Origin of the sequence: Anabaena azotica SJ-1 (assembly GCF_047275885.1) — a bacterium.
Taxonomy (GTDB): domain Bacteria; phylum Cyanobacteriota; class Cyanobacteriia; order Cyanobacteriales; family Nostocaceae; genus Trichormus_B; species Trichormus_B azotica_A.
Map to the genome: position 1 here is coordinate 3,872,367 of NZ_CP178454.1, position 14,150 is coordinate 3,886,516.

At 38.2% G+C, this 14,150-nt stretch carries 9 protein-coding genes; 5 read left to right on the top strand and 4 right to left on the bottom strand.

Features of this window, described 5'->3' with window-relative positions; translation table 11 throughout:
* The first annotated feature begins 17 nt into the window (after positions 1-17).
* From ACLLO5_RS16980 to ACLLO5_RS16990, 3 genes are all read left to right on the top strand, one after another.
* Positions 18-1,442 (top strand): hypothetical protein, encoded by a 1,425-nt coding sequence (locus tag ACLLO5_RS16980; protein ID WP_413171671.1) that lies wholly within the window; start codon positions 18-20, stop codon positions 1,440-1,442.
* Between the two features lie 642 nt (positions 1,443-2,084).
* Complete coding sequence (locus ACLLO5_RS16985; protein WP_413171672.1) at positions 2,085-2,384, top strand: hypothetical protein; 300 nt, start codon at positions 2,085-2,087, stop codon at positions 2,382-2,384.
* 350 nt (positions 2,385-2,734) lie between these two features.
* Positions 2,735-5,131 carry a VapE domain-containing protein gene (locus ACLLO5_RS16990; RefSeq protein ID WP_413171673.1) on the top strand — a complete coding sequence of 799 codons (2,397 nt, stop codon included), beginning with the start codon at positions 2,735-2,737 and terminating at the stop codon, positions 5,129-5,131.
* Positions 5,132-5,319: 188 nt separating this feature from the next.
* Here ACLLO5_RS16990 and ACLLO5_RS16995 read toward each other — a convergent pair whose 3' ends face one another.
* The 4 genes from ACLLO5_RS16995 to ACLLO5_RS17010 form a co-directional block, all read right to left on the bottom strand.
* Positions 5,320-5,676, bottom strand: coding sequence for a KGK domain-containing protein (locus tag ACLLO5_RS16995; protein WP_413171674.1), 357 nt, complete (start codon positions 5,674-5,676; stop codon positions 5,320-5,322).
* Between the two features lie 292 nt (positions 5,677-5,968).
* Positions 5,969-6,994, bottom strand: a complete 1,026-nt coding sequence (locus tag ACLLO5_RS17000) for a glucokinase (protein WP_413171675.1) — start codon at positions 6,992-6,994, stop codon at positions 5,969-5,971.
* A 78-nt stretch (positions 6,995-7,072) separates the two neighbouring features.
* Positions 7,073-7,720 (bottom strand): histidine phosphatase family protein, encoded by a 648-nt coding sequence (locus tag ACLLO5_RS17005; protein ID WP_413171676.1) that lies wholly within the window; start codon positions 7,718-7,720, stop codon positions 7,073-7,075.
* A gap of 139 nt (positions 7,721-7,859) precedes the next feature.
* The gene (locus ACLLO5_RS17010) at positions 7,860-8,402 is read right to left on the bottom strand and encodes a cupin domain-containing protein (protein ID WP_413171677.1); all 543 of its coding nucleotides are present in this window, start codon (positions 8,400-8,402) and stop codon (positions 7,860-7,862) included.
* Positions 8,403-8,602: 200 nt separating this feature from the next.
* On the opposite strand from ACLLO5_RS17010, the gene ACLLO5_RS17015 reads away from it, so the two are divergent.
* Together ACLLO5_RS17015 and ACLLO5_RS17020 are read left to right on the top strand one after the other, a co-directional pair.
* Positions 8,603-10,042 carry an FAD-binding domain-containing protein gene (locus ACLLO5_RS17015; protein WP_413171678.1) on the top strand — a complete coding sequence of 480 codons (1,440 nt, stop codon included), beginning with the start codon at positions 8,603-8,605 and terminating at the stop codon, positions 10,040-10,042.
* 184 nt (positions 10,043-10,226) lie between these two features.
* The gene (locus tag ACLLO5_RS17020) at positions 10,227-14,108 is read left to right on the top strand and encodes a DUF2157 domain-containing protein (protein ID WP_413171679.1); all 3,882 of its coding nucleotides are present in this window, start codon (positions 10,227-10,229) and stop codon (positions 14,106-14,108) included.
* The last annotated feature ends 42 nt before the right edge of the window (positions 14,109-14,150 follow it).

The window sequence follows — 14,150 nt, forward strand, 5'->3', positions numbered from 1 at the left end:
TTAATGAGGGAAAAAACATGGAATCAGAGAATACAGCACCTTATAACGGATATCAGCACCTATTGGATTTATTTAAGGATGCACAAAAAAATAGTCCTAAAGGCGTTGGGTTGAAAAGGTCAACAAAGAACAATAAAGCTTACATATCATTGCAAATACAGATAGGTGAGAAAAGGCGAGAAAAATCATGTAATTGCGAATTTACGCAAGTAGGAATTATTCAAGCACTAGACAAAGCCAATAAAGTATCAGAAGCCTTGAATAGATTTACTAGTGAATCAGACTTTTTCGCATGGTACGAAATTCACATACTAGAACGTAATCAAGTAAAAAATGATCTACTAAGCTTTAAGGATGCTATTAAGCAAGTAGAGAATTACTACTGGAGTCACACCAAAAAAACAGGTAGGAAACGCATTAAAGGTAATCCATCAGATGAAACTACATACCATGATGTATACGGTAGGTATTTTGAATTATTAGCCGATACGTCAAAAGTAATTTCATTATCAGGATGTATGTGTGCAATCAACCAAAAAGAAAAAGGAACTAAGGCATACATTTATTGCATACAAGCTTTCAAAAAACTGTGTGAATTATCGGGATTGAATAGTATCAAGTCTGAGCTAGACAAGCTAGATACGCAACAAACGGTTTTCAGGACATTACAGAACGTATCCTTAGAACAGTTTTTAGAATTCAGGGAAAAGGTCTTAAGTGATATCGCGAACTGTTCTAAAGCTGATATCGAATCACGAAAAAAGTGGATGTTTGTATTTAGCTTGCAGGTTGTGTATGGACTAAGAATCAGTGAAGTATTTGCTATTCAAAATCTACATGATTCATATATCACAAAGGATAAATGTGTGATACCTGCTTTATCTAAAATTGAATCAGATAGGGATATGATAGCTGTGATTGGTAGTGAAACAATAGCAGGTACAACGACTAAAACAGGATATAGATTAGCTATACCTTTAATACCTCCTACACACCCTAATCTGATTGAATTATTGGATATAAGGAATGGGATATTACCAGAAGTATCGGTAGAAGGAAACGATAGAAGTAAGGTTCACAGGTATGTAAGTAATGCACGCAAAAAACTAATAGATTGGGGTAAGAAGTATGAATTTATAACTCAAACTCATGCACTAAGACATCTCGCTAACTTAAATGGTATTCAAGCAGGAATATCAATAGAAAAACGTGCTATGAGTTTAGGTCATAGTCCAGAAATGAATGATAGGGTATACAAAAAAAGAGCTACAACTAAAACAACATTAGATATCCTGACTAGTGAAAATAATCAAGCTATTCCCCTAGAAAGTGCTATTTCAGCGGCACTCCGAATAATAGGCGATGGATGGCACGTATGTGAATTGCTGTCAGCTATCTATGGCGTGTCTGAGGATAAAATTAAGGAGATGATGAGCGATTAATGAAGACGCAATAAAAAACCCCTGGAAGGGGTAGGGCTAAAACACAATACATCAACGAATGGGACTCATAAAAATTCGATATAAAGATTCGTTTTAAAACCTCTAACGACGGCGATAGAGGTTAGCTGATTGGGGTACTTATTCAGCCTAAAAAGATATTACTATGGTTTATTACTTAGTATCAAATATTGTTAGTAATTGATTATTGAAAGCTAGGCAAAACAAGACTTTTGGTTTAGGGTGTGTTTGTTTTCCTATAACGATTCGTTAAACGATTCGTTAAACGATTCCTTATACAAATCGTTAAACAAATAAAAACATATACCTCTCCCCAACCAGAAAGCTAAATTTCACTTTCACAAAATAAAAACTAAAGGTACAATCGCACCAAAAGTATCCTCTTCACCAAGGATTTTGTATCCACTAATTATCGTGAGACGATAGCATTTAGCATCAATCCTTATACATCTTATTTCGTCACAACAATAACAAATTAGTACGTTTATACTCTTTACTCTTATCTTATTAATGTTATATAAATAAGATAACCAAGGCACAGAGGACATTTGAGCGATCTGACGATCTCTACTCAATAACCAGGATGTCGCGGCGATTGCAAAAACATTATTTGGATCTAAAACTATGCCTAGAGGTGTACCCAAAGCCGGAAAGCGAAACCCCGGTGGTGGTAGAAGTAAAAAATATGGTGCTGATACGGTACAGAAATGGGTTCCCGTTCCCATCGCCGGGAAACTTGATGATTTGTACGCTTTCCTGATTGAACTAGATATTGAGATTGGAACTTGGGAGGCAACCTGTGAAGCCAAAAAAACATCACCACGCTACGAACAAGCAAGAAAGCTTACAGCGTCAATCAGAGAACGTATTGATGGACTGGGGATTGATATTAAGGGTATTTACGCAAGCAGTGAGGAGGAGTAGCCATAAAAGCAAATACCACGCCGTCTGAAGTGAGGCATGGTATTCTTGTTTTAAGTTGTTGAACTCTAAACCCACGTCAACGCCAATTGCAAAGGTTTAGAAGGAGACACAAGGTAACAGCGTCTGTTTAAATGATTTTGCAAAAGGTTGCTATGAGGTATCGTACCACTAGCAAAAGCCTTTGTCCATCATTCTTTAGGATGCAATAGAAACTGGTATGTAACCAGCATCAATCCAGATTCCTTACACAATTCGTTTAACGATTTGTTTAAGGATTTGGTTTAATCCTATCATAACAATCCGCTGTTTCCTATCCACCCAACAAAACAAAATGATAGGAAAGCAAAACAATGACACTAACAATAGACGGCAACGACATCACCACAGTAATCGGTGCTTCCCGTGAGTGGGATATACCTGTTGAGTGGATAGAAGCTAATGCGATTAGAGATGAAAAGAAGAAAGCATGGGTGATAGGACACAAAGGAAACCATGCTCAGTTAAGATTCGATGACCCCAAACCAGATGCTAAAGGCAAGAAGCTTAGATATAAATCCCAATTTGGTAGTAAACCGGATGCTTATATCCCATACTGTCCTGACGGTCAACGCTATGATGAAAAGTTTTCAGATGGATTAATTACCGGAGAAAATTCATTAGATGAGTTTGTTTTAATCACAGAGGGATTCAAGAAAGCTATCAAAGGTTGTAGTGAAGGTATATTTACAGTCGGTTCTACTGGTATTTGGAATAGCTTGACCCGTGACGATAATGGCAACAAAAAGCTAGTACCTACACTACAAGCCATATATGATTCTAGAATAAGGAAATTCATTATAGGTTATGACGCTGATTGTGCTACTAACCCAGACGTACATAGAGCGACAATTGAATTAGCCAGGATTCTTGTTGACATGGGTTGTACAGTTAAAGTAATAACTGGATTATGGCAACCCGAACAAGGTAAGGGCATGGATGATTTTATCTCCCAAAATGGCATAGAAGCATTTAGAGCAATACTTGAGAAAGCATATACCTTAGATGCTTACATTGATAAATTCGGTGATAAGCCAAAGACTAAAAAGCGTTCACCCAAATCACATAAAAAAACTCATGCTGAAATAGTCAATGAATTGTCTGAGTATTACGGCAATCGTATCAGACTAAATCAGATGACCAATGAGATAGAAAAGGATGGTAGTGAATACTATATTGATAGTTCATTTATAGATATCAGCCAAGAAGTTGGGATAGAACTGTCAAAAGGGTACGCTATCGAATACTTGATAAAGGTTGCTAAACATAACGCATATCACCCAGTTATAGAATACTTGAATTCTGTTAAGGATAAAGCCGCGAATATAGATACTGATACCGCATTATCTAAGCTTCATACAATGCTTAGTGAGATAACAGGTGTAACAGATAACCTGCACTTAACCTTTATCACCAAAACATTGGTAGCTGCTGTTAATCGTGCATTTAAGCCTGGTTGCTTCTTTAAACGGGTATGCGTATTTTATGGTAAACAGGATGCTGGTAAATCTAGTTTTTGGAGAGAATTGGCTGGTAATAAATTCTTTAATTCCTCATACAAAGGAACTACTGATAAACATGATTTAATGTCTTTACATTCAGCTTGGATAAATGAAATAGCTGAATTCGATAAGGTATACAGAAAAACAGATGTAGCTAACCTTAAAGCTGTAATTAGTGACCCGTTTGATAAAGTTGTATTACCCTATGGTAGAACAACAGTCACGCTACAAAGAAGCTCAATTTTAGTTGCATCCACAAACAAGCAAGATATCCTTTTAGACCCCACAGGGCATACTCGTTTTTGGGTTGTAAACATACCAGGGAAAATTGATTTTCAAGCATTACTTGAATACCGTGATTTGATTTGGGCTTGTGCATACAAACTGTTTGAGTCAGGGTATTCCTACGAGTTATCAGAAGATGAGCAGATAGCCAGTGCTGCCAACAATGAAAAATACACAAGCTTTGACCCGTTATTTGACGCGGTAGAGGATGCCTGTAGGGTGATGGGATGGTTTAAAGACTCTGAGGAATATGTAACCATTCCAGAGATATATACACACCTTTACCCAGAATCGGATGGTAAAGGGCTAAAACAAAATGATTGGAAACCAATATCAGATGCTTTAACTCGGTTAGGCTATACAAGTGGTCACTCAGTACGCAAAAACGGAAAACCCATAAAAGCATGGAAATTAGAAAAAGTTGAGAATTTAACGGTAACGACGGTAACAGAAACTGAAACCCAAGCAGGACAAGCGTTACCGTTGTGTTACCGACCCGTTACCGACACCCAACCAGCGGTAACAGATGCACCAAAAACGTTACCGTCAGATGCTCATGGTAACGCCACGGTAACGCCCACGGTAACACCTGCTATGCAAGGATTACAGCCATCTGTTACCGCTGTTACCGTTGAATCTCCAACTTTCTCTGATGTGATGCCAAGTCTACCGTCAAAAACTCCATTACCCGATGGCATGACAGATATTGACCCACAACCAGAGGTTGGTAACTGGGTGGAAATAATCTCTGACTCTCTCCCATCTCCAACTATCAAGGGGAAAAAGTTTGAAGTAGGTGAAGTTTGCCCTGGTTATGGAGTAAAGCTGATTCACATAAAAGCGGGGACTGCTAAAAAGAATCCGCAAAAGGTTCTTCTAGCACCTATCGGTTACAAAGATGTGCGATTAGTCGAAAAGCCGTAGTGACTGCCCTTCTAGCTCAAAATAAACGGGTAAGTATGATTACTTACCCTACCTGGTTAAATAGCTGGAATTAATTAACACTTTCTAGTGACTGTAAAAAGAAATATTGCGAAAGGTTAACCTTTTACAATATTGTTTTGAGGAAGTGGTAGCTAATGGCAGGTAATTCTAGCCGTTTTAACGGGTAACTATTCGTTGTTCAGTAATTCGGCTCTTAAATCATCTAGAGGTGATTCTATTTTTGAGGGTGGAAGTAATACAACTTTTTGCTGAGGTTCATCTGGTATAAATTCCAGGCGAACTCGAACTACTCCAGATTGCCAGCCACCACCATCCGAACGTAACACCTGACCACGCACACCGCAGGAAAAAATTCGATTGAAACTACCAGGATCTTTGATCCGTCTCCATTCCTTTAGTCGATAGCGAACCCCCGCCCAAATTGCTTGCATAATTTCATTATGGGTTGATGTTGTTGTTTCAGCGGGGTTCTCTGAAGAATCGAGTTTAACCACGTCATTATCATCTAAGTTAAATCCTTCCATTTCACTACTCCAGCCATTACCCTCTTTGATCCTTATTGGGGTAGTGGCTTTATAATCGTTAAACAAAACGTTATACGAATCCTTGCACATTTTGTTAAACGAATCGTTAAACATTGTGAGAGATATACAAATATATCTGAGTGAGGTAATTGATAAGCAAAACCCTCAAGGTTATGGCGAACGCAAAAGTAAAACTTATCAATACACAACTTCCCTCACAACCTAAAATCACGTAAAATTAATCCAATTCAGGGAAACGTGAGGGAAACCTAAAATAAACTGTTGCTGCTATTTATAACCTAGACGCACACAAAGCTGCACCAATTAATCCCACTTGTTGGTTAAGAATTATATGGACTGGAATTTCTTCGAGAATGGAACGCATTCTCCCTTTTTGGGTGAAATTTAACATAAAACTGCCATCTTGCATCAAGGGCAGAATTTTCGGGGCAATACCACCGGCAATGTATAATCCACCGTGGGGTAAAAGTTTCAACGCCAAATTACCGGCTTCTGCACCGTAGGCTTCTACAAAAAGTTGAATGGTTTGTTCGGAAAGGCGATCGCTCTTCGCTAAGGCTGCACTACCAATAGCTGCACCAGGATCAACGGTTTTTTCTGCTTTTCCCGCTTCCTGTTCCCAATTTCTGACAATCTGAGCAATTTCTGGTGATTCGGTGGCTATTTGTCTATCTCTTAAAAACTGGTAAATAGAAGTAATACCTAACCCGGAAACAACCCTTTCCACAGAAGCGCGTTGGATATCATGTTTATCCAACAGGTATTTTAATAACTGAAACTCTAACTCATTCCGGGGCGCAAAATCCGCGTGTCCGCCTTCCGAGGGAAAAACTTGATACTGATTTCCCTGTTTGATTAAAAAACCTTGTCCTAAACCAGTTCCTGCACCAATAACTGCCATAGGTGCTTCTGGTTGGTGTTTACCAACTTGCAAAGTCACTAAATCTTGTTTCGTTAAACCAAAAATACCATAACCAACAGCAGCAAAGTCATTAATTAGGGAAATCGAAAGTATACCCAGTTCTTGGGCTAATCTGTCTATATCTAAAAACCAGGCTAAATTAGTGAGTTTAGCAGTATTGTTTACCACCGGGCCTGCGATCGCAAAACAAGCTTTTTCAGGTGTCGAAGAATTCGCTGTGGCCAAGAACTGCTGCACCATCGGCACCAAATCGGGAAAGTCTCCACTGCGGTAACTCTCCTCATACAAAGTCTTTAATCCTGAAGATTCAGAAAATTCAAGCGATCGCAAAATAGTTTTCGTCCCACCAATATCCCCTGCTAGTAGCAAAGTCATAAAATTTATTAGCTAATTAGTTATTTTTGCCTAGTTGGTATCTAGTTGCCATTCATTTCCAATCCCTAAATTAGAGACTTAAACAAATCGCACCACTTCCTCTATTGTCGTTAAATGCGAAGTATCTCCCTTTAGTTCTAGCAACCATTCTGAATCTTGACGCACCACTTTCACCAAAGAACATAAAGTAGCTTTAACTTCTGTTTTCGCAATATCCCCCACTAAACCCATGGCCGCACCCAGTACCGAAGCCCCATGTGCCACTAAAAGAATATCATCTGGCCAGCACTCAGCCGCTAAACATCTAGCAGTTTGTCCAGAACGTTGTCGCACCTTTTCATGAGTTTCGGGATATTGTGCCGCAATCCGTGATGTGTAGCCAGTATCAATTCTGGGAAATAATGCTGCTAAAGCGATCGTTGGCAGTTTTTCCGGTTCCTCTGTCATCCACTCTGGATTCAGCCACTCGCTTAAGCCAGTTTCCAGTTTAATCGGTAGATCCAGCACTTCAGCCACCGCATTAGCAGTTTGCACTGTTCTCAAAAATGGAGAAGCAAAAATTTGGGATATTTTTTCACCTTTTAGTCGTTTTGCCAATTGTTGTGCTTGCACCATGCCATCATCCGACAAAGGAGGATCATAGCGTTTTTCCGCAGTCATAAACCAATCAGGGTTTACAAAATCAAGGCGATTAGCGTGTCGTGCAATCCAGATTATTTGACTCATGAGTAAAAAAAACTTTACAGGATAAAAGTAAATAACCTTTACAAGTTACCAATTTAATATACTTTTACATCAGTAAGCAAAACTAGAAGTTGATTTTCTAGAGAATAATGGTAGATGCACTCTGTGAAATTTGGAACAATTAAATTTTGAAACGCTGATGAGTACCCGTATGATTTGGCATCCAACCTTCTACAGTTATAAAATAGCGGATCACCTTAAAATGCAATGATGCAGAAGGACTGCACCAATGTTCCACTCCGCTGGGAATGTATATATAGTCTTGTTGCTGAAGTAATAACTGCACTTGACTCTTATCAGGCTTAACGAAACCATAAATCATCTCTCCTGCTAACAGATAATTTGCTTCAGGTGCATTATGAGTATGGTAACGTCCGTAAGTTGCTATCCAGGTATCTAAATTTGGTGAACCAGGATGTAAATTGAGTAAATCACTCCAGTGATAACCGTTTTCTTGTCGCAGGAATTCAAATACACCGTTATGAAGTCCGACAATGTGACGTTTCTCCGATTCCGTAACTGTTTCCTGTTCTAGCAGTTCTGGGAAAAGCAACGATGTACCTGGGTCATAATTTCTCAGCTTGATATTTAGGGGTTCTAGTTCATCAACTATCTGACTTAAATCACTCTCGATTGTGTTGTTGTCAAGTAATAAAATCGCCATGACAAAAATACTAAATTCTCTATTAAAATCAGTTTACTGAAATTTGTGTCAAAAAGCCACTATTTCCGATTGGAAAACGGGTGTTTTAAAACATACTTAATTTTGGAGATTTGTGTCAGAGTTTTACATAAATTTTTCAATTGATAATTATTGTTGATCCTATTAGGATAAAATAGTACAAAAAAACTATTTTATATCGAATGTCTGACTTAATTTTGTTTTGGCATCGCCGGGATTTGCGTATTGCTGATAATACAGGACTAGCTGCGGCTAGAGAACAAAGTGCAAAGGTGATAGGTGTATTTTGTCTAGACCCCAATATTTTAAACAGTGATAATGTTGCACCTGCAAGAGTAAGCTACATGATCGGCTGTTTAGAGTCATTACAACAGCGATATACTCAAGCAGGTAGCCAGTTACTAATTTTACATGATAATCCTGTCAAAGCCATTCCCGCCTTAGCTGAAGCCTTGAAAGCCAAAGCAGTATTTTGGAATTGGGATGTAGAACCTTACGCACAAATACGGGATAATGATGTAATTTCCATCCTGAAAGGAAAAGGTATTCAGACTCTTCATCAAAATTGGGATCAGTTACTACACTCACCTGACGAAATTTTTAGTGGTTCTAAAACTCCCTACACAGTTTATACCCCCTTTTGGAAAAACTTGAGTAGTAAACCAAAAGCCAAGCCAATCGCAACGTTAGAAAATTGTCAACATTTGACAACAGCAGAACAGGAAATAGCAACACAATCAGGTGCAATTAATTTACCTTCTGCAAAAGAATTAGATTTTATTTGGGATGGAGAATTAATTATTTCTCCTGGAGAAGCAGCAGCACAAGCAAAGTTAGAAAATTTTATCAAAAATCCCATTAATGAATATCAAGAACAACGTAATTTTCCTGCCGTAAATGGAACATCTCAATTAAGTGCAGCTTTAAAATTTGGTGTAATTGGTATTCGTACAATTTGGCAAGCCACAATAGAAGCATTAGAAAATAGTAATAGTGAAGAAGTTACAGCAAGTATTCGTACATGGCAACAAGAATTAGCTTGGCGGGAATTTTATCAACACGCAATGTATCATTTTCCAGACTTAGCTGATGGTGCATATAGAGATAGTTTTAAAAACTTCCCTTGGCGAAATAATGAAGCTCATTTTCAAGCTTGGTGTGAAGGAAAAACAGGCTATCCAATAGTTGATGCAGCTATGCGACAATTAAATGAAATTGGCTGGATGCACAATAGATGTAGAATGATAGTAGCCAGCTTTTTAACCAAAGATTTAATTATTAATCCTCAATGGGGAGAAAAATATTTTATGCAGAAACTCATTGACGGTGATTTATCTGCTAACAATGGCGGTTGGCAATGGAGTGCTTCCAGTGGCATGGATCCCAAACCGTTAAGGATTTTTAACCCAGCTAGTCAAGCCCAAAAATTTGATGCTGATGGTGAATATATTCGGCAATGGGTTCGAGAATTAAAATCTGTAGATACAGAATATTTGATAAGTGGCAATATTACACCTTTAGAACGTCGTGCTGTTGGTTATCCTACACCCATAGTAGACCATAAAAAACAACAAGCTTTGTTTAAACAATTATATCAAGAGCAAAAAACAAGTCTGGATTGATTTTCATCAGTGACACTTTCAGCAAATGGCTACAATATACCTTGTCTTTTGAATGAAAAATTGCACTTTTCTATGTGTTTGGAGTGCATGATCGTAAGTTATTTTAATAAGTGTCACAATATGAGTCAAAGTATACTAGCATCATAAACATAATGCCAGTATATACTTAAGATCGTTACGGTTTATGTCATCACCTCCTGATCATCCATTAATAATCCAACTGAGGCTACCTTCTTCCCATCCTCAGTTATTGGAAGGACTGGATATTTGGCTGCGCTTAGGTTTAATATCTGATGCCAAAGTTAGGCAAATATGTCGAGAATATCTTGTTTGTTCTGTCATATTACAACCACAAATTGAAAATCTGCCACAAGATGTATTGACAAGTGCGACTAGATCAAAGTCCGTAATTGCTACTTTACCCCCAAAACCAAAAGCGCCAGCTAAACCGAATGTTCTCACTTCAATGTTTCAATCATTGGGTGAAGAATTAAGTGTGCGCTGGTTGTTATTTTTGGGTGTATTTTTAGTAGTTTTATCCTCTGGTGTATTGGCTGCAAGTCAGTGGGAAAGATTTCCTGCTATTGGACAATATGGAGTTTTATTAGCCTATACTTTGAGTTTTTACGGTTTCACTTTTTGGGCTGGAAAACAAACCAACCTCAAATTGACAGCACAGACTTTATTAATTGTGACTTTATTATTAGTGCCTGTCAATTTCTGGGCGATGGATAGCTTTAGTTTGTGGAATAATCCTATCAACTGGATAATATTAGCTTTTGGTTCTCTAGTATTATCAACAATAACCGTTTTACTGTCTCGAAATCGCACAATTATTAGTAATTTTCCCAGTGGCAATTTACCATTATTCAATATTTTGGGTCTGAGTTATTTGCATTGGGGTTGGAAGATATCAGGTTTTCCTTTAATTGCTGTTTATCTGGCAATGGTAGGTACAACTTTGATCATTGTTTATCAAAACCTACGCCAAACTAGAAAAAATTCAGATGCACAAAATGATATTTGGGGCATTGGTATATATTTTGCTGTTATTGTTTACGAATTATTAGGAATATTATCAAGGGCGATTTTTATCGTTGGTGTAAATGTTACTCAGTTGGGTTTAGCTATTGGTCTTTGCGGTTGGTTAACAGTTTGGTTAGTAGAGAGAAACCTAACCTCTAACTCCTCTCCGCAAACAGAGATGGGAGTAAGCAATCCAACAAATACACCTTCAATTGCTTCTATTTGGGAAAAATTAGGGGGAATTTTATTGTTTTTGGGTTGGTTGGTGTCGGTGTTCAATGAACCTTGGCAAGCAATAACTGTAAGTGGGTTGAGTTTATGGGTTTTTAGTCAGCGGTTAGGAAAGTATAGTTTTCAAATTGATTTATTAGCATTTTTTGTAATTGGGTTACAAACAATTTGGTTAGGTTGGCGTTTAGTTCCTGGTGAATTACAGGAGTTAATTATTAATATTGCTGCTAATTTAACTAATGCTCAAAATCAACATTTCGTATTATTGAGTTTGGCTTTATTTCCCTATTTAGTTTTGATGGTGACGCTAACAAATAGATTCCATCGTGCTAATAAACCAAATTTAGTGATGTTTGGCGATCAGTTAAGTGTATTATTTGGGGTATCCTTAACAATGCTAGGGATAATTAATCCCACAGTGCGATCGCTCAATCTTCTCTTCTCTACTATCACCCTGGCTACTGTCACCAAACAACGTTCTTCTATCTCCTTAATCTATCTGACGCACATTACAGGAGTATTAACCCTGTGTTCTAGCATTAATTGGTGGTTTCCCAATCTCAGTTATGAAATTTGGGCAGTGTTTCTATTAACTTTGATGGTAGGAGAATGGATATTTAGCTGGAGAGAAACTGTCTGGAAAAATAGTGCTTGGTATATTGGTTTAGGTTTAGCTACTGTCAGTTTTTTCTTACTATGGATCAAAGCAGAAGCATTTTGGTATGGTAATCTCGCTAATGCTGATTATTGGCGTACTATTTGGTTAATTACACCGTTAACACTCACAGCTTTAGGAAGTCGCAGTAGTGAAGCCAGTCAGAAAACAAAAATTTTTGTCAGCATCATAGCTGTATTATCAGCCCAACTTTTAACCTTTCCATTAGCGGGAACTAGATTAATTGGTTTGGGTGTGGGTACTGCTGTGATGTTCGTCAATACTCGCTATTTACGAAATCAAACAACTGCGGGAACTACCATCGGGTTGGGTTTGAGTGTAATAGTAGCCACATTATGGCAAGTTTTCCCAAATTTAGGGTTATCAGGTTGGTTAATGGTAAATGCCTTAGCTGTTCTGGGATTATGGGTAGCGAGGAAATTACTATTTAACCGGACTCAAATTTATGCCTTAGCAGCTGACAAATGGGCGATCGCACTCTGTATCCTAGAATTATTAGGCATCAGTGTACATTCATACCTCATATACTCAGGAAATGCCATTGCCGGAATCCCCTATTTTATCGCCACAGCAATCGCTTTGACCGCAATTATCTATCGCAGTTGGCAACAACCAACAAACTGGGCATTTTTAGGTATCGGTTGGTGTTTAGAATTATTAGTCGCCGAAATACTAGGGTTTGGAGAACACTCAATTATTAAAATCGGCATTGCCAATATCGCCCTTGGCTTAACAACCCAACTATTCGGGGAATGGTGGCGACGAAAATATCAATTAACAAACTTACCCAGTAGTTTCCATATTTTACCCCTCATCTATGGTGCATTTAGTGTCATCTTGAGGTTTAACACCTTCACCGACTGGACAGGTTTATATAGTTTGGGTGTAGCCTTAATTCTCATTGGTATAGGACGCAGAAAAGAAGAATTCAAACCCCTGCTTTACTTCGGCATCATCGGAGTATCCATCTCTGCCTACGAACTCCTCTTTTATCAAATGTCCCAAGCCACAGGAGGGGCATTAGGTGACGGATTAATTGCCATGTCAGCCCTTGGTGCGACCATTATGTATGCTTACCGCATCCTCTCCCCTTGGCTGATTAGTTACTTGTATCTCACTCCAAAAGAACTCAAAAATATTGCTCATTTACATTGGGTTTGGAGTAGTTGCTTATTTCTAGCTGCCATTACAGTTCCCATTCAAGTTAACCTCTCTGTAGGAATAGGAACAGGGTTATTGTTGATGCGCTATGCCATTTGGCAAGGAAGGAAAAACACCCTAAATATTCCTGTACAAAGGTATTGGGGAATAGAAATAGATGAAATCTGGGTTTACCTGGGTTTAATAGAAGCAGCCATCGTAAATATTTACTTGCAGCATTTACCCGTAGTAAGTTTTATAGGCAAACTGTTACTACCTTGGCGTGGTGCATTAGCTTGTATAGTCGCCTACTTCCTTTACATCATACCTTGGGAAAATTGGGGTTGGTCAAAAACACCTTGGCAACGAGCCGCATACATCTTGCCATTATTCATTATTTGGCAAACCCAACAACAAATCTACCCCATTACCCTAGTTCTTTGCGCTGGTTTTTATATCTTTCTAGCTATAGTCACATCACAATTACGTTTTACATATCTCAGTGTGGCATTAATTGATTGGGCTTTATTTCGTGAATTTAATCATTTAGGCCTTACAGATAGCTTATGGTATGTCACACCCATTGGATTATCTTTCTTATACATTGCCCAAATAGATCAACAACTCAGACTACCCGAATCTAAATCAATTCGTCACAGCTTACGAATCCTAAGTAGTAGTTTAATTTGTGGCTGGCCAGTCTTGTTTCATCAAAATCTGCCCTTCATACCTGGAATTTTTAGCCTCATTGCCATTTTTGTCGGATTAGCTTTACGAGTACGTGCTTTTCTCTATGTTGGTACAGCCGCTTTCTTGATCACCAGCATTTATCAATTGGTGATTTTCAGTCTCAGTTATTCCTTCTTAAAATGGATAGTAGGTCTGCTAGTTGGTATTCTCTTAATTTACATTGCTGCCAACTTTGAAACCCGACGTACCCAAATAAATATCCTCATTCGCAATACCATCAACGAATTTGAAAATTGGGAATAGGTTAATAGGACTTACCCATCCACACAATCTATCAAATATGGA